This window comes from Pinisolibacter aquiterrae (assembly GCF_019160155.1).
In the GTDB taxonomy this organism is placed as follows: domain Bacteria; phylum Pseudomonadota; class Alphaproteobacteria; order Rhizobiales; family Ancalomicrobiaceae; genus Pinisolibacter; species Pinisolibacter aquiterrae.
In genome coordinates, this window is sequence record NZ_JAFNIH010000055.1 from 42,560 (window position 1) to 65,419 (window position 22,860).

23 protein-coding genes and 1 pseudogene are annotated in these 22,860 nt (G+C 66.9%); 5 read left to right on the forward strand and 19 right to left on the reverse strand.

Annotation, left to right across the window (positions count from 1 at the left end):
- Nucleotides 1-71: 71 nt before the first annotated feature.
- From J3S89_RS20510 to J3S89_RS20535, 6 genes are all read right to left on the reverse strand, one after another.
- On the reverse strand, nucleotides 72-1,187 hold the full coding sequence (locus J3S89_RS20510) for a branched-chain amino acid ABC transporter substrate-binding protein (protein ID WP_217930880.1): 1,116 nt from the start codon (nucleotides 1,185-1,187) through the stop codon (nucleotides 72-74).
- 437 nt (nucleotides 1,188-1,624) lie between these two features.
- Nucleotides 1,625-1,975 carry a DUF6867 family protein gene (locus J3S89_RS20515; protein ID WP_217930882.1) on the reverse strand — a complete coding sequence of 117 codons (351 nt, stop codon included), beginning with the start codon at nucleotides 1,973-1,975 and terminating at the stop codon, nucleotides 1,625-1,627.
- A 15-nt stretch (nucleotides 1,976-1,990) separates the two neighbouring features.
- On the reverse strand, nucleotides 1,991-2,704 hold the full coding sequence (locus J3S89_RS20520) for an ABC transporter ATP-binding protein (RefSeq protein WP_217931082.1): 714 nt from the start codon (nucleotides 2,702-2,704) through the stop codon (nucleotides 1,991-1,993).
- A gap of 8 nt (nucleotides 2,705-2,712) precedes the next feature.
- A complete protein-coding gene (locus tag J3S89_RS20525; RefSeq protein WP_217930884.1) occupies nucleotides 2,713-3,624 on the reverse strand; it encodes an ABC transporter ATP-binding protein in 912 nt (303 codons plus the stop codon).
- Complete coding sequence (livM, locus tag J3S89_RS20530) at nucleotides 3,624-4,985, reverse strand: high-affinity branched-chain amino acid ABC transporter permease LivM (protein ID WP_217930892.1); 1,362 nt, start codon at nucleotides 4,983-4,985, stop codon at nucleotides 3,624-3,626. Before livM ends, J3S89_RS20525 begins: the two co-directional genes overlap by 1 nt.
- 4 nt (nucleotides 4,986-4,989) lie before the next feature.
- On the reverse strand, nucleotides 4,990-5,907 hold the full coding sequence (locus J3S89_RS20535) for an ABC transporter permease subunit (RefSeq protein ID WP_217930895.1): 918 nt from the start codon (nucleotides 5,905-5,907) through the stop codon (nucleotides 4,990-4,992).
- 649 nt (nucleotides 5,908-6,556) lie between these two features.
- Between J3S89_RS20535 and J3S89_RS20540 the strand changes: the two genes are divergently transcribed.
- On the forward strand, nucleotides 6,557-7,015 hold the full coding sequence (locus J3S89_RS20540; protein ID WP_230488991.1) for a flavin reductase: 459 nt from the start codon (nucleotides 6,557-6,559) through the stop codon (nucleotides 7,013-7,015).
- 21 nt (nucleotides 7,016-7,036) lie between these two features.
- Here J3S89_RS20540 and J3S89_RS20545 read toward each other — a convergent pair whose 3' ends face one another.
- Entirely contained in the window at nucleotides 7,037-7,507 is a 471-nt protein-coding gene (locus J3S89_RS20545) for a protoglobin domain-containing protein (RefSeq protein ID WP_217930899.1), read from the reverse strand.
- 189 nt (nucleotides 7,508-7,696) lie between these two features.
- On the opposite strand from J3S89_RS20545, the gene J3S89_RS20550 reads away from it, so the two are divergent.
- Complete coding sequence (locus J3S89_RS20550; RefSeq protein WP_230488992.1) at nucleotides 7,697-8,032, forward strand: c-type cytochrome; 336 nt, start codon at nucleotides 7,697-7,699, stop codon at nucleotides 8,030-8,032.
- Nucleotides 8,033-8,111: 79 nt separating this feature from the next.
- Here the strand turns inward: J3S89_RS20550 and J3S89_RS20555 are convergent, their stop codons facing one another.
- From J3S89_RS20555 to J3S89_RS20575, 5 genes are all read right to left on the reverse strand, one after another.
- A complete protein-coding gene (locus tag J3S89_RS20555; protein WP_217930901.1) occupies nucleotides 8,112-9,716 on the reverse strand; it encodes a multicopper oxidase domain-containing protein in 1,605 nt (534 codons plus the stop codon).
- Nucleotides 9,717-9,836: 120 nt separating this feature from the next.
- Nucleotides 9,837-11,801 (reverse strand): methyl-accepting chemotaxis protein, encoded by a 1,965-nt coding sequence (locus tag J3S89_RS23545; protein ID WP_217930903.1) that lies wholly within the window; start codon nucleotides 11,799-11,801, stop codon nucleotides 9,837-9,839.
- A 395-nt stretch (nucleotides 11,802-12,196) separates the two neighbouring features.
- Nucleotides 12,197-13,831, reverse strand: coding sequence for a chaperonin GroEL (groL, locus tag J3S89_RS20565; protein WP_217930905.1), 1,635 nt, complete (start codon nucleotides 13,829-13,831; stop codon nucleotides 12,197-12,199).
- Between the two features lie 83 nt (nucleotides 13,832-13,914).
- Nucleotides 13,915-14,202 carry a co-chaperone GroES gene (gene groES / locus J3S89_RS20570; RefSeq protein ID WP_217930912.1) on the reverse strand — a complete coding sequence of 96 codons (288 nt, stop codon included), beginning with the start codon at nucleotides 14,200-14,202 and terminating at the stop codon, nucleotides 13,915-13,917.
- Nucleotides 14,203-14,442: 240 nt separating this feature from the next.
- Nucleotides 14,443-15,135, reverse strand: coding sequence for an HAD-IA family hydrolase (locus J3S89_RS20575; RefSeq protein ID WP_217930914.1), 693 nt, complete (start codon nucleotides 15,133-15,135; stop codon nucleotides 14,443-14,445).
- Nucleotides 15,136-15,359: 224 nt separating this feature from the next.
- On the opposite strand from J3S89_RS20575, the gene J3S89_RS20580 reads away from it, so the two are divergent.
- Nucleotides 15,360-15,641 (forward strand): usg protein, encoded by a 282-nt coding sequence (locus J3S89_RS20580; RefSeq protein ID WP_217930916.1) that lies wholly within the window; start codon nucleotides 15,360-15,362, stop codon nucleotides 15,639-15,641.
- Nucleotides 15,642-15,681: 40 nt separating this feature from the next.
- Here the strand turns inward: J3S89_RS20580 and J3S89_RS20585 are convergent, their stop codons facing one another.
- From J3S89_RS20585 to J3S89_RS20600, 4 genes are all read right to left on the reverse strand, one after another.
- Nucleotides 15,682-16,431: a proteasome-type protease gene (locus J3S89_RS20585; RefSeq protein ID WP_217930917.1), complete on the reverse strand. Its 750-nt coding sequence runs from the start codon at nucleotides 16,429-16,431 to the stop codon at nucleotides 15,682-15,684.
- Nucleotides 16,432-16,579: 148 nt separating this feature from the next.
- Nucleotides 16,580-17,392, reverse strand: coding sequence for a transglutaminase family protein (locus J3S89_RS20590; protein WP_217930920.1), 813 nt, complete (start codon nucleotides 17,390-17,392; stop codon nucleotides 16,580-16,582).
- A gap of 3 nt (nucleotides 17,393-17,395) precedes the next feature.
- Entirely contained in the window at nucleotides 17,396-18,340 is a 945-nt protein-coding gene (locus J3S89_RS20595; protein WP_217930929.1) for an alpha-E domain-containing protein, read from the reverse strand.
- 43 nt (nucleotides 18,341-18,383) lie between these two features.
- Nucleotides 18,384-19,835 carry a circularly permuted type 2 ATP-grasp protein gene (locus tag J3S89_RS20600; RefSeq protein ID WP_238481876.1) on the reverse strand — a complete coding sequence of 484 codons (1,452 nt, stop codon included), beginning with the start codon at nucleotides 19,833-19,835 and terminating at the stop codon, nucleotides 18,384-18,386.
- A gap of 347 nt (nucleotides 19,836-20,182) precedes the next feature.
- Here J3S89_RS20600 and J3S89_RS20605 point away from each other — a divergent pair, with 347 nt between their 5' ends.
- Nucleotides 20,183-20,866 (forward strand): RNase A-like domain-containing protein, encoded by a 684-nt coding sequence (locus J3S89_RS20605; RefSeq protein ID WP_217930931.1) that lies wholly within the window; start codon nucleotides 20,183-20,185, stop codon nucleotides 20,864-20,866.
- Nucleotides 20,867-20,877: 11 nt separating this feature from the next.
- A complete protein-coding gene (locus J3S89_RS20610; RefSeq protein WP_217930933.1) occupies nucleotides 20,878-21,189 on the forward strand; it encodes a hypothetical protein in 312 nt (103 codons plus the stop codon).
- A 261-nt stretch (nucleotides 21,190-21,450) separates the two neighbouring features.
- On the opposite strand, the pseudogene J3S89_RS20615 reads toward J3S89_RS20610, so the two are convergent.
- From J3S89_RS20615 to J3S89_RS20625, 3 genes and pseudogenes are all read right to left on the reverse strand, one after another.
- Nucleotides 21,451-21,630, reverse strand: a pseudogene (locus J3S89_RS20615) (JAB domain-containing protein); the annotation flags it as partial.
- A 421-nt stretch (nucleotides 21,631-22,051) separates the two neighbouring features.
- Nucleotides 22,052-22,282 carry a helix-turn-helix transcriptional regulator gene (locus J3S89_RS20620; protein ID WP_217930935.1) on the reverse strand — a complete coding sequence of 77 codons (231 nt, stop codon included), beginning with the start codon at nucleotides 22,280-22,282 and terminating at the stop codon, nucleotides 22,052-22,054.
- Nucleotides 22,283-22,672: 390 nt separating this feature from the next.
- A complete protein-coding gene (locus J3S89_RS20625; protein WP_217930937.1) occupies nucleotides 22,673-22,855 on the reverse strand; it encodes a hypothetical protein in 183 nt (60 codons plus the stop codon).
- Between the last annotated feature and the right edge of the window lie 5 nt (nucleotides 22,856-22,860).

The following is a 22,860-nucleotide window of genomic DNA, read 5'->3' on the forward strand; positions in this document are numbered from 1 at the left end:
CGCCTCGGCGACGGTTTCGCGCTTCTTCGAGAAGTGGGGAGGCGGCGGGCCGCCTCCCGGACCGAGCGAGATCAGTTCTGCTCGTAGCCGATCTTGCCGTCGGGCATCTTCTTCCAGGTGTACATGACGTAGTCGACGTCCTTGCGGTCACCCTTCTTGTCGTAGGAGATGTCGCCGAGGACGGTCTTGAAGGTCATGCCGGAGTGGATGGCGTCGGCCATCGCCTTCGGGTCGAGCTTGCCGGCCTTCTCCGCCGCCTGCTTCATGATCTGGACCGCGGCATAGGAGTAGAGGGTGTAGGCCTCCGGCTCGTACTTCTTGGCGCGGAACTTCTCGATGACGCTCTTGGCGGCCGGGTTCTTGAGCGGATCCGGGCCGAAGGACATCAGGGTGCCGACCACGCCGTCGCCGCCGATGGAGGCGAACTCGGCCGAGGTGATGCCGTCGCCCGAGAGCATGACGGTCTTGAGGCCCTGGTCGCGCATCTGGCGGATGATCAGGCCGCCTTCGGTGTGCAGGCCGCCCCACATGATCACGTCGGCGCCGGCCGCCTTGATCTTGGAGACGAGCGCCGAATAGTCCTTCTCACCGGCGTTCACGCCTTCGTAGAGGACTTCCTTGATGCCGTCGGCGGTCATGAAGCCCTTGGCGGCGTCGGCCAGACCCTGACCATAGGTGGTCTTGTCGTGGACGATGGCGATCTTCTTGCCCTTCAGGTTGGCCTTGGCGTAGTCCGCCCACAGCTTGCCCTGCTGGTCGTCACGGCCGCAGGTGCGGAAGACGTTCCACAGGCCGCGCTCGGTGATCTTCGGGTTGGTCGCCGAGGGGGTGATCTGGAGAATGCCGTTCTCGGCGAAGATCTCCGAGGTCGGCATGGTCACGCCGGAGTTGAAGTTGCCGACCACCAGCTTGACGCCCTCGCCGACGAACTTGTTCGCCACCGACACGCCCTGCTTGGGATCCGACACGTCGTCGCCGACGCTCAGCTCGATCTTCTGACCGAGGATGCCACCGGCGGCGTTGATGTCCTCGATGGCCTGCTCGGTGCCGTTCTTGAGCTGGGCGCCGAAGGCGGCGTTGGGGCCGGTGATCGGGCCGACCACGCCGAGCTTGACGTCGGCCTGAGCCACGCCGGACCAGGCGAGACCCGCGGCGAGCACCAGGCCGGTCATCAACTTCTTCTGCATCGGATTACTCCTCTCCATCGTTCGTTCTTCGAACGTCGAAACCTTGTCGCGCCCCTGGACCGGGCGTCGTGCCCGGCGGCGGGGCCGCGTCGTCCGTTCCCTCTCCCCCGGGGAGAGGGAGGCCCCCATGCGGCCGTCCTCCTCGGAACGACGAGGCTCCGAGACGACTCCGACGGGGACGAGACGCCCCCGTCGGGGTGGCATCTCGCTTTCCGGTGGGCGTACTCTCCACCGCTTCCGCGTCGTTGTCATCCCCCCTGTTGCGTAATATTTGGTCGCGCGAAGCACTTGCCGTACGTTTGTGCAGTGCAAAAGCGAAGGGGGGATCGTTCTATCTGCGCGTCATATTGGTTTGCCGCCGTTCGATCTCGCTCGAACGGCGGTAACCACGTTTCGCAAACCTCGACGGGGTCGTGCGACGACTTCGAGGCCGTCGTTCAGACCCGATCCTTCCAGGCGACCGGACCATCGGCGACGTAGAGCCAACGGTATTTGTCGACCATCTGGGTGACTCGCGTCACGCGATAGCCGAGGGCGCCGATGATCTGCACGACGGCGGTGTCGACCACGTAATAGTGGAGCGACAGGAGCGTGCCGTCGAACAGGGCGAAGTGGATGAACCGCACCGCGGCGCCGAGAATCAACAGATAGCCGAAGAGGTGCAGCGCCGAGCGCCAGGTCGAGGCCATGGCGCGCCCGGTCATCCAGGCGGCCCAGCCGCCGAGGACGCAGGTGACGAGAAGGAAGAGCCAGATCGAGGCTTCTTCGTGCAGGATGCCTTGAAGCATGGATCGTTCCCCCGATCAGTGATGACCGCCTTCGAGATAGGCGGCGCGGACCTCGGGACTGGCCAGGAGCTCCCGCCCGGTGCCGCTCATCGTGACGACGCCGTTGACCATCACGTAGCCGCGATGGGCGAGCTTCAGCGCGTGGAACGCGTTCTGCTCGACCAGGAACACGGTCAGGCCCTCGGTGCGGTTCAGCTCGCGGATCGCGTCGAAGATGCCCTTGACCACCAGCGGCGCGAGGCCGAGCGAGGGTTCGTCGAGCAGCAGCATCTTCGGCCGCGACATCAGCGCGCGGGCGATCGCCAGCATCTGTTGCTCGCCGCCGGAGAGCGTGCCGCCGCGTTGGGCGATGCGTTCCTTGAGACGCGGGAAGAGCGCGAAGACCTTGTCGAGATCCTCGTCGACATGGGCGAAATCGTCGATCGCCGCGCCCATCTGGAGGTTCTCCATGACGGTCATGCGCGGGAAGATGCGGCGGCCTTCGGGGGACTGGGCGATGCGCAGCCGGGCGATCTCGTGGGTCGGCATCTTGGTGATGTCGACCCCGGCATAGGTGATCCGGCCGGTGCGGGCGCGGGGGGACCCGAAGATGGTCATCATCAGCGTCGACTTGCCGGCGCCGTTGGCGCCGATCAGCGTGACGATCTCCCCTTCGTGGACGTCCATGTCGACGCCCTTCAGGGCGATGATGTTGCCGTAATAGGTCTCGACGCCGCGGACGGCGAGCAGGGGTTCGGTCACGACGCCACCTCCGCTTCGATCTCTTCGACCTCGTCGTCCTCGACGCCGAGATAGGCGGCGATGACCTTCGGATCGGCCTTCACCTCGCTCGGCGAGCCGTCGGAGATCTTGGTGCCGTAGTCGAGCACCACGACGTGATCGGAGATTTCCATGACCACGGACATGTCGTGTTCGATGAGCAAGACCGAGGTGCCCTCGTCGGTGCGGATGGATCGGAGCAGCGTGTTGAGCTCGAGGCTCTCGCGCGGATTGAGGCCGGCGGCGGGTTCGTCGAGGCACAGCAGCACCGGGTCGGTGCACATGGCGCGGGCGATCTCGAGCCGGCGCTGGGCGCCGTAGGGCAGGTCGCCGGCGGGATCGTCGGCGCGATCGATCAGGCCGATCTTGTCGAGCCAATAGGTGGCCTTCTCGATCGAGGCCTTCTCGCTCTTCTTGTAGCCGGAGAAGCCGAGGATGCCGAGGACCGACCAGCCGGACGCCAGCATCAACGGATTGTGCTGGGCGACCAGGAGGTTCTCCAGAACCGTCATGCCCTGGAAGAGGCGGATGTTCTGGAAGGTGCGGGCGACCTTGGCGTGGGCGGAGACCTCGAAGTCGGGCATGCGCTCGAGCAGCCACAGGGAGGAGCCGCCCTTGGCCCACTTGCGTCCGGAGGCCTGGGTGGCGCGGGGGAGTTCCTGCCAGATCGACTGTTCGCCGTGGCGCAGCGCGATGCGCCCCTCGGTCGGCTTGTAGAAGCCGGTGATGCAGTTGAAGACCGTGGTCTTGCCGGCACCGTTGGGGCCGATCAGGGCGGTGATGTCGCCCTGACCGACGGTGAAGGAGAGGTCGTTGATCGCGACCAGTCCGCCGAAGCGCATGGTCAGGTGCTCGACCTCGAGCAGGGGTTGGGTCTGCCAGCGCGACATCAGCCGTGACCCTCCGTGACGAGCGAGCCGGACACGGCCTTGCGCTCCTTGAGGAAGGCGGTGGGCTCGCGGGTCGAGATGAGACCGCGCGGCTTCCACAGCATGATGCCGACCATGGCGGCGCCGAAGAGCAGGGTGCGATACTGGGTCGGATCGAAGTCCGTGCCGAAGATCAGCTTGAGGAAGTCCATCTCACGCATCAGTTCGAAGCCGCCGACCAACGCGACCGCGGCGATCACCACGCCCCACAGCGAGCCCATGCCGCCGAGAACGACGATCGCCAGGATGTTGGCCGATTCCATGAAGGTGAAGCTCTCCGGCGAGATGAAGCCCTGACGCGCCGCGAAGAACGAGCCGGCGAAGCCCGCGAACATGGCGCCGGTGGCGAAGGCCGTCAGCTTGGTGGTGGTGGTGTTGATGCCGAGCGAGCGGCAGGCGATCTCGTCCTCGCGCAGGGCCTCCCAGGCGCGGCCGATCGGCAGGCGCCTGAGTTTCGTCGTGACGAAGGCGGTGAGGAGCGCCAGGGCGAGGATCAGGTAATAGAGGAAGATCGTTCGGTGGATCGGCGAGAACTCGAGCCCGAAGGTCGCCGCGAAGCCGTTGTCGGAGGCGTTGAAGGGAATGCCGAAGAGCGTCGGGCGCGGAATGCCGGAGATGCCGGCGTAACCGGAAGTGAAATCGACCCAGTTGATCAGGATCAGCCGGATGATCTCGCCGAAGGCCAGCGTCACGATGGCGAGGTAGTCGCCGCGCAGGCGCAGCACCGGGAAGCCCAGGATGATGCCCCAGAACGACGCCAGGATGCCGGCGAGCGGAAGCAGCACCCAGAACGACAGGCCGAAGGTCTTGGCGAGCAGCGCGTAGGAATAGGCGCCGACCGCGTAGAAGGCGACGTAGCCGAGATCGAGCAGGCCGGCGAGGCCGACGACGATGTTCAGGCCCCAGCCGAGCATGATGTAGATCAGGATCTGGATGCCGTAGTTGTCGATCCACTTGATCGAGCCCTGCGGCCCGAGGGCGAACAACACGCTGATCGGGAAGACGAACAGCAACCCGATGAAGAAGGGCGCGGCGATGCGCTCGACCGACGGCGGCAGGGCGAGCGGCGCGCGCTTCGGCTTAGCCGGGCGGCCCCAGACGAAGATCTGGAGGAGCAGGCGGCCGACGACCAGGATGGCGAGCAGCGCCAGGAACAGCGGCCATCGGGTCTGCAGGATGAGCCGATGCTCCATGTCCTGCACGGTGACGAGGCCGATGAAGGGGCCGAGGATCGCGGTGGCGATGAGGCCGGTGATCACCGCGTCCTTGAGCGTGCGCGACCAGTCGATCGACGGCGCGGCGGCGGGGGCGTCATGACTCATGGGGTCACACCTTCTCGACTTCGGGTTTGCCGAGGATGCCCTGAGGCATGAAGATCAGCACCACGACGAGGATCGAGAACGCCGCGACGTCCTTGTAGTCGATGGTGAAATAGGCCGACCAGAAGACTTCGATCAGGCCGATCAGGAGGCCGCCGATGACGGCGCCGGGCAGCGAGCCGATGCCGCCGAGAACCGCGGCGGTGAAGGCCTTCACGCCCGGCGTGAAGCCGTCGGAGAAGCTCACCACGCCGTAGTAGACCATGTACATGACACCGGCGACGGCGGCGAGGGCTGCGCCCATGACGAAGGTCAGCGAGATGGTGCGGTCGACGTCGATGCCGAGCAGCGAGGCCATCTTGCGATCCTGCTCGCACGCTCTCTGCGCACGACCCAGCGGCGTCTTCTGCACCAGATACCAGAAGCCCATCAGCAGGACCGCGGTGACGGCCCAGATCATGATCTGCTTGTAGGAGATCGTGACGGAATAGATATCGGACCGGATCAGGGTGATGACGTCGGTCAGCATCGGGGTGACCGGCTTGTTGCGCGGGCCCTGGGCGACCTGGACGAAGTTCGACAGGAAGATCGACATGCCGATGGCGGAGATCAGGGGTGCGAGACGGAAGGAGCCTCGCAAGGGCCGATAGGCGACCCGTTCGATCGTCCAGTTCCAGATCGACGTCAGGACCATGGCGGCGATCAGGCAGATGAACAGTGCCAGCGCGATCGATCCGATCCCCAGCCACGTCGTGACGATGAGAAACGTGATGACCGCGATGAATGCCGACACCATGAAGACGTCGCCGTGGGCGAAGTTCACCATGCCGATGATGCCGAAGACCATCGTGTAACCGATGGCGATCAAGCCGTAGATCGACCCCAGGGTGATCCCGTTGATGAGTTGCTGAAGAAAGACTTCCATCGGGGACGTATGCTCCCATCGAAGGACGATGACGGTCGCGGGGCGACCAGTGTCGGAATGCCGCAGCGGCGCGAAGAAGAGGATCGGCGAGAGGAGGGGCGTGAGAGCGTCCCAATTTCGCCGAGTTCGTGAGGCGCACCTTAGGATGAGACAATTCGCGTCGTCAAATCCCCTGCACAAAAGTATTTTTCTCCCGGGAACGGAGAGTGACCGGAAGAAATTTCTCGCATGGGCGGTTCGTCCGCCGTCCCCGTGGTATGGTCCCAGAGCATGGCTCCCGTGCCGCGAGCGAGGGCATGAAGCCGATGAAAGCGGTTTGCGCGACTTCGCCGATCTTTCGCGTCGGCGGAGCATGTTTTTTCCGGTCGATCGGCGGGCGGTGGACGAAATGTGACGATATGCGGCTCGACGGGGCCGCGCGCGGCGAATCGCGCCGCCCTCGCCGCCCTGGCCGCGACCTTAGGAGTTTCTATATTCGCCTCTGTCAGACTAGCGCTCACGGCTTCTCGTTCGAAAGGAGGAGCCGGCGAGTGAGGGGTGTGGAATGACGAGGGCAGCGAGGAAGAGCGTGGTCGTCGAGAGCGGGGACGTGGAGACGTCGGTCTCAGTTTCGGGGGGCGAGGTTTCGGGCGCCGATTATCGCGATGCGATGAGCCGGGTCGCCGGGGCGGTGCACGTGATCACCACCGACGGACCAGCCGGCCCGGGCGGGGCGACGATGACGGCGGTGACCTCGGTCTCCGACGCGCCGCCGACGGTGCTGATCTGCCTCAACCGGACCGGGCGCCTCGCCACCATCCTGCGCCGGAACGGGGTCTTCTGCGTCAACACGCTGTTCGCCGGGGAGGAGGCGCTCGCCGGGGTCTTCGCCGGCGTCGGGGGGATCGATCATCCCGACCGTTTCGCGCACGGCACCTGGACGCGGGCGGCGACCGGAGCCCCGGTCCTGACCGATGCGCGGGCGGCGTTCGATTGCCGGGTGACGGCGAGCGAGGACGTCGGCTCGCACACGGTGATCTTCGGCACCGTTCAGGCGGTGCGCGTGGGGGCGGCGCGTCCGGCGTTGCTCTACGTCGACCGGACCTATCGCGTGTTGCCGCCGCTCTGAGCGGGTCCGCGCGTCTCGCGCTCAATCGATCCAGGCGACCTCGCGGCTCGTGAGGGCGAGCGCGAGATCGAAGAAGGCGAAGCGCGTCAGCGCGGCGCGCAGCGCCGGGCGGATCGTGCGGGGAATGTCCTCCTCGCGGTCGACGACGCGGGCGAATTCGACCGCGAACCATTCGGCGGCGAGGACGAAGACCGAGCGCGGGAAGCCGCCGTCGACCAGCCGCGGGCCCATCTTCTCGGCGTAATGGGCGCGAATGGCGGGAAAATCGGCGGCGAGCAGCAGGCGCCAATGATTGGCGCGCAGCATCTTGAGATCGTCGATCCGGTCCGCGCGCATCAGGGGGGCGAGATCGCTCGCCGCGAGATGGGCGTAATAGGCGTCGACCACCTCGCCGAGATGGCGGGCGAGCGGCATGGAATGGGCGCGGACCAGTTCGACGCCGCGCGCGTCCATTCCGAAATTGCGCATGTGGGCGACCAGTTCTGCGGGCATGACGGCGTTCCCCGGGTTGTTCGTCGCATCGTTCATAGTGTCACGGGTCGCGGCTCGGCTCATCGGGAGGAACCCGATCGCGTTCGAATGTCACGGGGGCCTTCGACGTGGCGTCGCGGAGCGGGCGCGGCCGTTGCGAGCCGTCGCGAATCGGTCCATCCCGACGATCGGGTGCAAGGGAGTTCGATCATGTTCGGGCGTGGCATGCGCGGTCTCGCGATCGCGATCTGGGTGGTCTCTGGGGCGACGGGAGCGGCGCGCGCCGACGACGGCGCGATCGCCGAGGGCCGCAAGATCGCCATGGATGCCTGCGCGCCGTGTCACGCGATCGGTCCCACCGGCGACGGCGCCGACGCGAAGGCGCCGCGTTTCCGCGAGCTCGGGCGCAAATATCCGGTCGAGAGCCTCGAGGAGGCGCTGGCCGAAGGCGTCGTGGTCGGCCATCCCGAAATGCCGCAGGTCAAGATGACGGAACGCGAGATCGCGGTGTTCCTCGCCTATCTGAAGTCGGTTCAGGTGCCCTGACCGCCGTCGCCCGAGCCGGCGGCATGGGCGTGGCGCCGCCGCGGCGACTGTCGTCCGGTGGTCGCCATGGCGACCGGGGTCAGGTGACGGTGAAGGTGCCCATCATGCCGCCGTCCTCGTGTTCGAGCATCTGGCAGCGATAGACGAAGGGCGCGGCCGGATCGGCGCGCTCGGTGAAGGTCACCAGCAGTTCGGCGCTGTTCTCCACCAGGACGGTGTCCTTGAGGCCGGCGTTCCACAGTTTCGGCCGGTCGCCATCCTCGCTCAGCACGCGGAAGTGGGCCCCGCTCAGGTGGAACGGGTGGGCCATGTCGGGCGTGACGATCTCCCAGATCTCGGTGGCGCCGAGGCGCACCTGCTCGTCGACACGGCCGGCGGCGAAGCGCTTGCCGTTGATGGTGAGGCGCGGCGGCGGGCCGAGGGCGACGGGATCGACACCGCCGACGGGCGCCCCGACGGAGGGGCCGGGCTCGGCGTCGACGACGGTGGCGCGCGCGGCGTGATCGTGTCCGGCGACGCCGGTCGCGACCTCGATACCCGGGCGCACGCGCAGCTCGAACCGGCGGCGGGGCATGCCGAGGGTCGATCGCGGCAGGGTCGGCAGCGTCGCCAGCGTCTTCGGCCGGGTCGGGGCGGGGCCGTCGGCGCGGATGGTCTCGAAGGCGAGGACGCCGGTCGGGCCGGTCAGGACGTCCGGGACCACCGTCACGGCGTGACCCAGGCGGAATTCGTGTGGATCGGGCTCGGTGACGAGCGCGACCGCGCCGACCGCGAAATCGACCAGGATCTCGGCGCGCTCGCCGGGGGCGAGCGGCAGGAAGGTCAGCTCGACCGGAACGTCGAGGAAGCCGGCGTCGGTGGCGATCAGATGGAAGGCGCGACGATCCTCGAAGGCGAGGCGCCAGGTCCGGGCGCTCGACGCGTTGAGGAGGCGCAGGCGCACGAGCCGTTCCGGCACCCGGGCGACGGCGCCGGCGACACCGTTGACGATCGGCGTGCGGCCCCGGAATCCGTGCCGGAGCGAGACCTCGGGCGGCGGCAGGACCGGCCGGCCGGCCTCGTCGAAGTCGCGGTCCTGGAGCACCAGCGGCAGATCGTCGACGCCCCAGGTCGAGGGCAGGCCGAGCGTGGCGGCGATCTCGTCCTCGACGACGAGGAGGCCGGCGAGACCGTCGTGGAGGTCGCGCGCCGCGTGGCCGGGGACATGGGCGTGATACCAGAGCGTGGTGGCGGGCTGGTCGACGGCGAGCGGCGTCTCCCAGCTCTCCCCGGGGGCGATCAGCGGGACGGCGCCGCCGTCGAAGCGGCCCTCGACCAGGAGGCCGTGCCAATGGAGGTTGGTCGGGCGGTCGAGGCGATTGACGAGGCGGATCCGTGCGGTCTCGCCGCGTTTCAGCTTGAGCGCGGGGCCCATGTAGCCGCCGCCGTAGCCGGCGACCGCGACCGGCCGATCCTTCAGGAAGGCGTGGGTGCCGGGTTCGGCGACGAGGTCGTGGACGGTGCCGGGGGTGATCTCGACCAGGGGCGGAACGGGGAGGGGCGTCGTTTCGGCGGCGCCCCGCGCCTGCGTCTCGGCGGTCGCGCGCTTGCGCGCGGCGGCGGCGGGGGCGGCGAGACCGATCAGACCGACGGCGGTTCCCGCGAGGAGCGCGCGACGCGTGAGGCGGGGACGGGTCGATGACATCTCGGAACTCGGGTTCGGTGAAGCGAATCGGATGAGGGCGGATCTCCCACGTTCGCGCGGGTCTGAGTGAGGGATGAGGCGAAAGCGAGGCCGCCCGTCCGGAGCCGGGCGAGCCCGGCCTCAGGCGGCGGCGATCGACTTCAGGAAGCGATCGATCTCCCCGGCGAGATCCTCGGCGCGGTGACCGAGATCGCCGGCGAGGCGGCCGACGTCGCCGGCCATGGCGCCGACGTCGCCGGCGGTGTGGGAGGCGCCCTCGATCGCCTCGGCGCCGGTGCGCGACTCGTTGGTGGCGTGATGCATGCCCTCGGCGATCGAGGTGACGGCGGCGCTCTGCTCGGCCATCGCGGTGGCGACGGCGTCGGCGATGGCGGCCATCTGGTTGATGGTCTCGTCGACGGTGCCGACCGCGGCGACGGCCTCGCCGGAGGCGTCGCGGATCGCGGTGACCTGGGCGGCGATGTCCTCGGTGGCGCGGGCGGTCTGGGTGGCGAGCGCCTTCACCTCGCCGGCGACGACGGCGAAGCCGCGTCCGGCGTCCCCGGCGCGGGCCGCCTCGATGGTGGCGTTGAGGGCGAGGAGGTTGGTCTGTTCGGCGATGTCGCGGATGAGGCCGACGACGTCGCCGATGCGGCGGGCGAGATCGGCGAAGGTGCCGAGGTGCTCGGCGGTGCGACGGGTCTGGGCGACGGCGGTCTGGGCGACCTCGGCGGAGGTGCGGGTGCGCGCGGCGATCTCGGCGATCGAGGCGGCGAGTTCCTCGGTCGCGCCGCCGGCGGCGGTGATGTCGCGGCCGGCGTTCTCCACCGAGGCGCGCGCCCGGCCGGCGCCGTCGCCGACGAGGACGGCGGCCTGATCGAGGCGGCCGGCGGAACGGTCGAGGTCGCCGGCAGTGGCGCGGATCGACTGGAGCACCGCGCTGGTGGAGGTCTCGAAGCGGCGGGCGGCGGCGTCGATCGATTCGGCGCGGCGCGAGCGATCCTCGGCCTCGTGGATCTGGTCGGCGGAGAGCCGGTCGCGCTCGACGGCGCTGTCGCGGAAGACCACCACGGCGCGGGCCATGGCGCCGATCTCGTCGCCGCGCTCGACGTCGGCGACGGTGGCGCGGTGATCGCCGGCGGCGATCGTGTCCATCGACTGCTTGAGGCGGCCGAGCGGACGCAGGATCGAGCGCGCGGTCAGGATGGAGAGCACCAGCGAGGCGGCGAGGGCGGCGAGAATGGTGGCGACGAGGGCGATCTGCGTGCGCCGGCGGCCGGCGGCGAGGTCGGTGTCGGCGGTGGCGAGCCCGGCGGCGGAGAAGGTCTCGATCTTGGCCATCACGGGCAGCATCAGGTCGATGGTGTCGAGGACGCGATCGCGCTCGAGGACGGCGTCGCCGGTTGCGGTCATCCAGTTCTGGACCGCTTCGGCATGGGTGGCGACGGCGGTGGCGACGGCCTTGCGGGTCTCCTCGTCGAAGCCGGCCCGGGGCAGCGCGCGGGTGATGCGGCCGATCGAGGCGTCGACGCCGCCGAGCGCGGACTGGTCGAGGGTCACGCCGTAGCGCCAGCGGTCGGCGCGCAATTGGGCGAAGGCCTGGGCGAGGCGGAAGGCGCCTTCGCCGCCCTCGCCGAGGGTGAGCGAACGGATCGGCCGTTCGACGGCGTCGGCGGTCTCGGCGACGAGGCCGTTGAGGCCCTCGGTCGGCGTCCAGCCGATGCGGCCGAGCGTGGTCTCGAGGGGGGTGAAGCGGTCGAGCGCCGTGGCGAAACCGTCGCCGAGGGCGGCGGTCTCATCGGCGATGTCGCGCGCCAACGGCAGCCCGACGAGCCGATCGATGTCGGTGCGGGCGATCCGGGCGCGGTCGTGGAAGCGGTCGGCGATCAGCTTGTTGCGGTCGGCGGCGAGGGTGACCACGCCGGAGCGCAATTCGAGGACGTCGGAGCGGATGTCGCGGACGACGGTGGCGAGCGCCGAATAGGCGTCGCGCCGTTCGATCGCGGCGTCGAGATCGCGGTTGCCCAGCCACACGAACCCACCGGCGCCGACGAGGCCGGCGATGGAGACGAAGGCGAGGGCCCAGATTCGGGTCTTGATCGACACCGAGGGAAGGACCCCTCGCAATGCGGCGACTTTCTGGCTCGAACGCATGGAACACTCCGGTGGCAGTCGATCCGACGACGGCTCGTTCTGATGATTGAAGTGTGTGGAGTGAGCATTAACAAGGGTTTACGCTTACCCAGCGGAACTTTGGTCGCGCAGTGGTGAAATTTCGTGCAAATTCGACTCCGAGCAACCGGGAAGAGCGGTCGCGCCCGGTCCGGGCGGGAAACGGCCGGCGGAAACGCGAAAGAGGCGGCCCTTCGGCCGCCTCTCGCACTCTCTCGATTCGGTGGTCTTCCGATCTTCGATCAGAAGTCCGTGCCGCCACCGAAGTCGGGCTTGCCCGACTTCGGCACTTCAGTGATGGGCGGCTCTCATGGCCTTCCGATCTTCGATCAGAAGTCCATGCCGCCCATACCACCCGCCGGCATGGCCGGAGCGGCGTCCTTCTTGGGCTTCTCGGCGATCATCGCCTCGGTGGTGATCAGAAGGCCCGCGACCGAGGCCGCGTCCTGGAGAGCGCAACGCACCACCTTGGCCGGGTCGATCACGCCGAAGGCGAACATGTCGCCGTACTTGCCGGTCTGAGCGTTCCAGCCGAAGGAGGCGTCGGCGTTCTCGAGGATCTTGCCGACCACGATCGAGCCGTCGTCACCCGCGTTGAGGGCGATCTGGCGGGCCGGGGCGGTGATCGCCTTGCGGACGATGTCGACGCCGGTCTTCTGGTCGGCGTTGGCGGTCACGACGGCGTCGAGCGAGGCGAGGGCGCGCAGCAGGGCGACGCCGCCGCCCGGCAGGATGCCTTCCTCGACGGCGGCACGGGTGGCGTGCATCGCATCGTCGACGCGGTCCTTCTTCTCCTTGACCTCGATCTCGGTGGCGCCGCCGACGCGGATCACCGCGACGCCGCCGGCCAGCTTGGCGAGACGCTCCTGGAGCTTCTCGCGATCGTAGTCGGAGGTGGTCTCCTCGATCTGAGCCTTGATCTGGGCGACGCGGGCGTCGATGTCGGCCTTGGCGCCGGTGCCGTCGACGATCGTGGTGTTCTCCTTCTCGATCGTCACCTTCTTGGCGCGGCCGAGCATGTCGAGGGTCACGGTCTCGAGCTTGATGCCGAGATCCTCGGAGATCACCTGGCCGTTGGTCAGGATCGCGATGTCCTCGAGCATGGCCTTGCGGCGATCACCGAAGCCCGGCGCCTTGACGGCGGCGATCTTCAGGCCGCCACGCAGCTTGTTGACCACGAGGGTGGCGAGCGCCTCGCCCTCGACGTCCTCGGCGATGATGAGGAGCGGACGGCCGGTCTGCACGACGGCCTCGAGGATCGGCAGCATCGCCTGGAGCGACGACAGCTTCTTCTCGTGGATGAGGATGTAGGGCTCCTCGAGCTCGGCGCGCATCTTGTCGGTGTTGGTGACGAAGTAGGGCGAGAGGTAGCCGCGGTCGAACTGCATGCCCTCGACGACGTCGAGCTCGGTGACGAGCGACTTGGCTTCCTCGACGGTGATGACGCCCTCGTTGCCGACCTTCTGCATCGCTTCCGCGAGGAAGGCGCCGATCTCGGTGTCGCCGTTGGCGGAGATGGTGCCGACCTGGGCGATCTCCTCGTTGGAGGTCACCTTCTTGGCGCGAGCCTGGAGGTCGGCGACGATGGCGGCGGTGGCGAGGTCGATGCCGCGCTTCAGATCCATCGGGTTCATGCCGGCGGTGACCGCCTTGGCGCCTTCCTTGACGATGGCCTGGGCGAGAACGGTCGCGGTGGTGGTGCCGTCACCGGCGAGATCGTTGGTCTTCGAGGCCACTTCGCGCACCATCTGGGCGCCCATGTTCTCGAACTTGTCCTCGAGCTCGATCTCCTTGGCGACCGACACACCGTCCTTGGTGATGCGCGGCGCGCCGTAGGACTTCTCGATGACGACGTTGCGGCCCTTGGGGCCGAGGGTGACCTTCACCGCGTTGGCGAGGATGTCGACGCCGCGCAGCATCTTCTCGCGCGCATCGATGGAGAACTTGACGTCCTTGGCAGCCATTGTGGCCTACTCCTGAATTGAGAACGGGGTCGGTGGGAGAAGAGCGGTTTGGGGGCTCCGGCGCGAGGCCGAGCCGGTCGCCGTCAGGCGACGATGCCCAGGATGTCGCTCTCCTTCATGATCAGGAGATCCTGACCGTCGATCTTGACCTCGGTGCCGGACCACTTGCCGAACAGCACCTTGTCGCCGGCCTTCACCTCGAGGGCGACGAGCGCGCCCTTCTCGTCGCGGGCACCCGGGCCGACGGCGACGACTTCGCCTTCCTGCGGCTTCTCCTGGGCGGTGCCGGGGATGATGATGCCGCCGGCGGTCTTCTGCTCGGCTTCGATGCGCTTGACGACGACCCGATCGTGCAGCGGTCGGAACTTCATGGAACTCATCCTCCAATCGAGGGACAGTTGAGTGGGCGGGACCCGGATGGGCTCCCGACTGGCCGGCCTCACGTCCCGCCGCTCGATACGGAGGATCCTCCGGAGAGCGAGGCGCGGTGCCGGTGGCGATCATCTGGGAGAGATCGCCGCCGGGATCAAGAGGGCCACGCAAAAAAATTGGCACTCCCCACGAAGGAGTGCCAGCACGGTGAACGGCGTCACACCCGGTCCTCGCGCGTCTCAGGACCGGGCGAGGGCGACGGCGAGATCGAAGGCGGCGAGATCGGCGAGCACCGCCTCGGCGCCGTCGAAGTGTTCGTGGGCGGTATAGAGCGAGGGCGCGACGATCGTGCGTAGGCCCGCGGCGGTCGCGGCGGCGAGGCCATTGGCGGAATCCTCGAGGGCGAGGCAGGCCTCGGCCGGCAGGCGCAGATCCTCGAGGGCGCGGAGATAGGCATCGGGTGCCGGTTTCTTGGCCACCACGTCCTCGCCGCAGATCGCCACCTCGAAGAGCGACGGGCCGTCGGGACCGAAGGTCGCCGGCAGCAGCGCCTCGACGTTGGCGCGCGAGGTGGTGGTGGCGATCGCCAGTCGCAGGCCGCGCGCCCGCGCCTCTTCGACCAGCGTCGCGACGCCGGGGCGCAGGGCGCAGGCGCCGGAGCGCACGATCTCGCCGTAGACCGTGTTCTTGGCGGCATGGAGGGTGGCGAGGCCGGCGTCGGAGAGGGCGGGGGCGTCGGCGCCGAGCATCGCGAGCCATCGGCGGATGCGCTCCTTGCCGCCGGTCACCTTCAGAAGCTCGCGGTAGAGGTCGACGTCCCAGACCCAGGGCAATCCCGCCTCGGCGAAGGTCCGGTTGAAGGCCGCGCGGTGAACCTCCTCGGTCTCGGCGAGGGTTCCGTCGACGTCGAAGATCAGGGCGGCGATCGGCATGGCGTCTTCTCTCCCGGGCTTTTTCGCGACGGTGTCGCGAGGCGCGGCGGGCGGCAAGCGCGCCGTCGTCGCAGGGGCGCCTGGGAGGGCGCGGAGGAGATTGGCAGCAGTCTCGATCGTCGGCTGCCAAGTCATTGATGGTAAAGGTTTATAAACGGTATCACGCTTGCATGGAACGGGGCGGCGACGCTTTCCGTCGCGCCGTTCACGAGGAGGGTCATTCCATGCCGGAGCCGCGTATCGACGATGCCTTCCGCCGTCAGTTGGAAGGGTATTCTCTCACCACCGCCCACATTCTCTATCGGATGCCCGACTGCAGGGCTCTGCTGCAGAGCTACGTCTGGCAGGACTACGACATGGCGCCGAAATTCCCACAGCTCGAGAAGTTTCTCGAGTTCTGGGAGCGCGAACTCGACGGGCCGATCCATTCGGTCGAGGTGACGCATGCCCAGATGATCGCGGCGTCGGAATGGAAGCGCGTCGACGGGATCTTCCGTCTGCATTGAAGCGGGCGGGGCGTCGGTCTGCGACGCCCCGGTCCGGCCGTCAGCGGGGGGTGACGCCGTAGGGCGGGCGCGGGATGTCCTGGTGCGCCTTGCGCAACGCCGCCGACCAGCGTTCGCGCAGGTCGTGGAAATAGGGCTCGCCCTGTTCGATGCGGTGGTTCAGCTCGGCGCGGATGTCGTCGCGGCGGATCACCGCCAGATCGATCGGCATGCCGACGCCGAGGTTCGAGCGCATGGTCGAATCCATCGAGATCAGGCCGAGCTTCAGCGCGTCCTGGAGGTCGTAGTCGTATTTGACGGCGCGATCGAGGATCGGCTTGCCGTATTTGTGCTCGCCGATCTGCAGATAGGGCGTGTCGATGGTCGCCTCGATGAAGTTGCCGGCGGCGTAGATCATGAAGAGGCGCAGGCGACCGCCCTCGATCTGGCCACCGAGCAGCATGGTGACGTCGAAGGTGAGGTTCTTCTTCTCGAGCATCGGCCCGTCGAGCCGCCACACCTCGCGGATGGCGCGGCCGACCAGCTGGGCGCAGCGGAACATCGAGGTCTGATTCCAGATCGTCTCGGTCTCGCCGGTCTCGGGATTCTCGAGGCCCTCCGTGATCAGCGAGATCACCGACTGGGAGATGGCGAGATTGCCGGCGGTGGCGATGGTGACGATGCGGTCGCCCGGTTTCTCGAAGACGTTGAGTTTGCGGAAGGTGGCGATGTTGTCGAGGCCCGCGTTGGTGCGGGTGTCGGCGATCATCACCAGGCCCTCACGGACCAGAATTCCCACGCAATAAGTCATCGCACCGTCCTTCGATGGCGAATTTCGTCACGGCCCGTCACGGCCGACGACGAGGCGGGGGGACCATAGGGAAGGCGGGTGCGATGCGCAACCGGCCGGAAACGGGGCCTTTCCCGAATCGTATACGAGTGTGGCGCGGGTGCCCGGATCAGGCGCGCGCAATCTCGCGCACGGTGATGCGGGTCTCCACCGTCTCCTCGCCGAAGCTGGTCCGCACGCCACGGATCGCCATGGTGTCGAGGCTGTCGAGGCCGACGGCGAGACGCACCCAGCGATCGGTCGGGCAGCAGTTCTCGGCGGCGTCGAAACCGACCCAGCCGAGGGCGGGACCGAGATGGGCTTCGATCCAGGCATGGGGCGCGTCGGTGACGGACACCTCGGGATCGTAGAGGAAGCCGGAGACGTAGCGGGCCGGGATGTCGAGCGCACGGGCGGCGGCCGCGAAGAGATGGGCGAGATCCTCGACCGAGGCGGTCCCGGCCGCCAGAACCTCGTGCGGCAGGCGGCTCTCGGTGGTGGGCTCGACGGCGATGGTCTCGTGCAGGCGGTCCATCATGCGATGGAGCAGACCGAGGCGGTCTCCGTCGCCCTCGGCGGCGAGCGCCTCGGCGAAGGCGCGGGTGGCCGGCTCGATCGGGGTCCGGCCGGATTCGCGCCGGAACACGGTGAGCGGCAGGCGTTCACGGGTCGTGTGGAGCACCCCGGCGGTGTCCTCGGTCACCACCTCGCCGGAGGCGACGATCGACAGTTCGTCGATCGGCCCGTCGATGGAGAAGGAATGGGTGAGGTTGCCGAAGGCATCCTCGACCGGCGACAGCCGACAGTCCTGGGAGACGTCGATGCGCCAACTGTCGATCAGTTGGTTCTCGGTGGTCCGCGGCGTCAGACGCAGGGTCTGGATGGCGCGAACGGCGGGATTCTCGAAACGGTAGACCGTCTCGTGGGTGATGGCGAGGCGCATGGTTCAGACCAGATACTGTTCGGTGATCAGCGCACCGAGCCGGCTGTTGTCGGCGACGAATTCGGCGAGGAACTCGTGCAGACCGCCGGCGATGATCGTGTCGATGTCGGTACTCTCGAGCCGGGTGAAAGTCGAGCGGGCGGCGCGCTGAGAGGCGCCCTGGCGGCCGTAGCCCTGCGCGATCTGGTCGAGATTGCGGGTGAGGCTGGCGTAGCAGGCGGCGAGCGAGCGCGGCATCTGCGTGTTGAGGATCATCAGATCGGCGACCAGCCACGGCTTGAGGCTCTGGCGGTAGACCCAGTGGTAGGAGGTCTGAGCCGAGACCGCGCGCAGGATCGACGACCATTGGAAATAGTCGATGCCGCCGCCGACGTGGCTCTCGGGCGGCAGGAGCACGTGATATTTCACGTCGATCAGGCGGGCGGTGGCGTCGGCGCGCTCGATGAAGACGCCGAGGCGGGAGAACCAGTAATTGTCGTTCCGGAGCATCGTGCGATAGGCGGAGCCGTCGAAGGCGAGCGAGGTCCGCTTCACGAAGCGCAGGAAGTCGGCGAGCTGGGAGAGGTCGAGTTCGCCGGGGCCGTAGTTCTTCAGCTCGAGCCAGGCGGAGTTGATCGTCTCCCACATCTCGGCGGTGAGCGCGGTGCGCACGGCGCGGGCATTGAAGCGCGCCACCTCGAGGCAGTTCTTGATCGAGGACGGGTTGGCCGGCGAGAAGGCGAGGAAGTCGACCGCGGATTCGGCGGTCGGATCCTCGCCGTAGACGTCCTTGAACGCGGAGAGGCAGCCGGTGGCGGCGAGGGCGGATTCCCACTCGTTGGTCGAGGCGCCGTAGCCGGAGGGCAGCGTGGCGAGGCGGGAGGCGGTGTCGATGATGCGCGCCGTGTTCTCGGCGCGTTCGACGTAGCGGGAGAGCCAGAAGAGACTGTCTGCAGTGCGGCTGAGCATGGGCGGTTCCTCGAAAGGCGATGCGCGCTTTCGGCAGGTCGGTTCAGACGAGGGGGGCGGACTGCTGCTGCTGGTGCTGCTGGGCGACCTTGGGCGAGGCGACGTCGACCACCCAAGTGTCCTTGGTGCCGCCGCCCTGGCTGGAGTTGACCACCAACGATCCCTCCTGGAGGGCGACGCGGGTGAGGCCGCCGGGCACGATGCGCACGCCGTCGGCGCCGTTCAGCACATAGGGGCGCAGGTCGACGTGACGGGGCGCGATGCCCTCGTCGACGAAGGTCGGGCAGGTCGACAGCGCCAGCGTCGGCTGGGCGATGAACTTCTCCGGATGGGCCTTCAGTTTGGCGCGGAAGGCCTCGATCTTGGCCTTGTCGGCCTTGGGGCCGACCAGCATGCCGTAGCCGCCGGACCCGTCGACTTCCTTGACGACGAGATCGGGCAGGTTGTCGAGCACGTGCTTCAGCGCGTCCGGCTCGCGGCAGCGCCAGGTCGGCACGTTGTTCAGGATGGCGTCCTTGCCGGTATAGAAGCGGATGATCTCCGGCATGTAGGAATAGACCGCCTTGTCGTCGGCGACGCCGGTGCCGACCGCGTTGGCGAGCGTCACGTTGCCGGCGCGATAGGCCGAGATCAGGCCGGGCACGCCGAGGATCGAATCCGGGCGGAAGGTCAGCGGATCGATGAAGTCGTCGTCGATGCGGCGGTAGATCACGTCGACGCGCTTCGGTCCCTCGGTCGTGCGCATGTAGACCACGTTCTCGCGCACGTAGAGGTCGGAGCCCTCGACCAGCTCGGTGCCGAGTTTGTCGGCGAGGAAGGAGTGCTCGTAATAGGCGGAGTTGAAGGGGCCGGGGGTGAGCAGGCAGACGTTGGGGTCGGCCGAGGCGGTGCGCGGCGCCATCGACTTCAGCGTCGCCAGCAGCTCGTCGGCGTAGTTCTCGACCGGAGCGATGCGATGGTGCGAGCACAGTTCCGGGAAGAGCCGCAGCATGACCTCGCGGTTCTCCAGCATGTAGGAGACGCCGGAGGGGGTGCGGGCGTTGTCTTCCAGAACGTAGAACGTGTCGGGGTCGACGCGGACGAGATCGATGCCGGCGATCGACACCCAGATGTCGTGGGGCAGGGAAATCCCCTGCATTTCAGGGCGATAGCAGGGGTTCTTGTAGACGAGGTCTTCCGGAATGATGCCGGCCTTGACCACCTCGCCCTTCGAATAGACGTCCTTCAGGAACATGTTGAGCGCGGTGACGCGCTGGCGCAGGCCTTCGGCCAGCTTCTCCCATTCGGGGCGGGCGATGACGCGCGGCACGATGTCGAAGGGGATCAGGCGCTCCTCGCCCTCGGCGTCGCCATAGACGTTGAAGGTGATGCCGATGCGGCGGAACAGCAGCTCCGCCTCGTGCTGGCGCTGGGTCAGGATCTCGGCGGGGGTATCGCGCAACCAGTTCGCGACGATTTCGTAACCGGGCCGCACCTCGGTACCGAATGCGGACATCTCGTCAAAGGCCGTGGCCACCATCGACTTCGCGTCTCCTCGCGGTTCGCAGATCCGAAGCATGCTGCGAGGATCATATTCGGCTGCCGAAAAGAGCCGCGCAAGCGGCTTGGAGCGGCAGGAAAATACGCATATCGGCCGATATTGCATAGACTTGCGGCGCGATGCCCAAGATTTGAGCGAAAATGGAGCGACATTTCCGGTGACGTCGGGATGACGGCGCCCGCTACCGATCGGGGTCGTGGGGCGTGGGGCGGTGCCCGGGTCTGCGAGCACGATCGGGAAATGTTCCCGGTCCGAAATCGCGCGTGATGATCGTGTGAGCGAAAGATACATGGAATGCGGGTATGTTCCGCACCGACTTCACGGACATCGAAACACGAGCCCTTCGGAGCCGTCTCGCCGGCGACTGGGTGATCCTGGCTGGGCTTCGGCTTCTCCTCCTGCTCGAACGCCGAGCGAACTTCGATCCGGCTCAGCCTCGCGACGGCCAGGGCCGCTGGACCGACACCGGATGGTCGTCGACGGCCCGGGTCGGCGATCCCGACGCCGTGACGCCGGACGCAGGGGCGGACGGACGGGTCCGGGTTGCGGGGCCGTTCGATCAGGGGCCGGTCGATCTGCGCTCCGAAGAAGACTTCAAGAACGGGCACACATTGAAATTGCATGTCGGGATGACCGACGATCAGCTCGCAATCGAGGCCGTCTCCAACTTGTCGACTTCGAGGGCTCGCAAGAGAGGTGACGCGCGAGCGGGTACGTTCGATACGATCGAGAGCGCCAATGCGCTGGTCAACGCGACATTGGACGCAAATGCCGACACGGTGTCGGCCGTCGGGTCGGGAGTCGTTCCGTTCCAGGCGGTTTATCTGGAGCTCGGGACCAGAACCGGACGCGAGGCCGTCGCCTCTCTCGCCCGAGGCAGCGTGCACTACCGGGAGGCGAGTGGCGTCGCCGTCGTCCTCATACACGACCCCGGACGGTTGCGGGGATTCCGCATCCACACGGCCTACCCGATGAACTTCGACTGAAGGACCTCCCCATGAAAATTCCCGCGAGCTTTCAGCGAGCCTCCGAAGGTTTCTATCAAGGGGCTCTCGAGTACGGTGGCCACACGGTCGAGGACTGTGTCGGCTTTGGTGTCGGAATGGTCTTACAGAGCCAATGCCCGGCGCTACTCGAATGGCTGGACGACCTGATCGCCTCGCCGCCCGAGGTCGTGTCCGAGGCGTGGTCGTCGCTGCGCTGCGAGTACGATTGGGAGGATCCCGAGTTCATCCGCGACATCCTCCGCTCGATGCGGGAGCGTGTCGCCGAACGGGTCGCCACGGGCGGCGGCGGCATGCCGGGGTGAGGAGGGCGACGGATGTCCGATGCTCGCCGCCGGACGTCGGGGTCGAGATCGCGGCCGCGGGGACGTCGGAGCGGGGCTTCCCCCCCGAGGGCGCGCGCGCCCGGGACCTCGGCTCCGGTCGTCGACGCGGAGAGGCCTCCTCTGCCACGATCGACCCCATCGAGGCCATATACGAGAGGCGTCGTTCCTGTTCTTCTGTCGTTCGTCTCGCCGCAGCCGGCATGCGCGGACGGATCGTCCATCTCGGCTCCGGTCCGAAACTCAGATCAGCTGCAGCCCCTTCAGGCTCGCGTGGCCCTCGCGGCCGACGATGACGTGGTCGTGGACGGCGATGCCGAGGGGCCGGGCGATGTCGACGATCTGGCGAGTCATCTGGATGTCGGCGTTCGAGGGCGTCGGGTCGCCGGAGGGGTGGTTGTGGATCAGGATGATCGCCCATTTAAGTAATTGAAAACAATAGTTTATATGTGGTTGTGGATTCGGTTGGGGTAGGTTCTGGGGATCGGAGATTTTGCCGACCCCTGCGGTTTGTCACCGTCGATCCCCCCCTCTCATTTCGAGTCGTTTTGCCGCACGTCACGACATTTTTCCGATTCCTGGCTTCAAGCCCGATGCCGGGATAGAGGTCCGTCATCGGCGTTCCGTTTTACCTCCGACGTGATGGTGATGCCGTCGCGGATCTGGATGGTGACGATTCCGCCAGCTGCCCTTGCGCATTCGGCGGTCTGCTCGATGAGGCAAACGGCTGGAGGGTGATCCACAACCACAAGAGTCTCCCTTTAAGCGGTTTAATAATATAATTTATTTCCGATTGAAGCTGGCATCGGAAATAGTGTATATCTGAGATTAGTGTTCGTTATTATCACTGCTTATCGGGTGTGTAATCTGAAAAGTGCTTCGATGCACGGCATTGTACCTTGTTCTGCTTGTCCCATGCTTCGAGCTCGTTGATGGGGTAGAGGACGGCCTTGCCAATCTTTATGAATGAAGGGCCAATCTTCATTGCTCGCCAGTTTCTGAGTGTACCAACGGACACTCCACCTCGGTAGCGCTCCGCCACTTCCTCTGTTGTAAGATATTTACTCTCCGCCATATTGCCTCCTTTTGACAACGTTGGTCGACGCCGTCTCACCAATCGCGTGCTACCGGTCCAGAGTGAAAGCGAATATACGCGTGTTGCCGTCACTCCTCATCATGGCGGGGCCTGTCGAACTCCGGTGGCTCCTGCTTTGTCACGAAGACAAATGCGGTACGACCTGTCGTCTTGGGAAGCTCTTCTCTGTTGGTATAGGAGAGAAGGCGGTTCCCGGCCGCAAACAGGACGGACCGATGCAGGGGCTAGATTTCATCTTAAACTTGCGGTGTGTTGGCCTGTCGCGCGCGGTGCGAGATCTGCCAGGGGCAGAGGATCGAAGCGGGCCTTTTTCATAGTATCGGATAGCGGCGGCGGTTGTGGTCGCCACCTGCGGCGAGGGCTCGGAAATCAGGCTGCACCGACTTCAGGGAGCAGCTTGTGCTTCCTCCTCCCCTCATCCTTCATCAGGATATCGCACGCGACGAGGTCGGTGATGTCGCGGAGGGCGGTGTCGGGCGAGACCTTCGTGAGCTTGGCCCATTTCGATAATGTCAGCTTGCCGTCGAAGCCTTCGAGGAGTCGATTGAACATCGCGC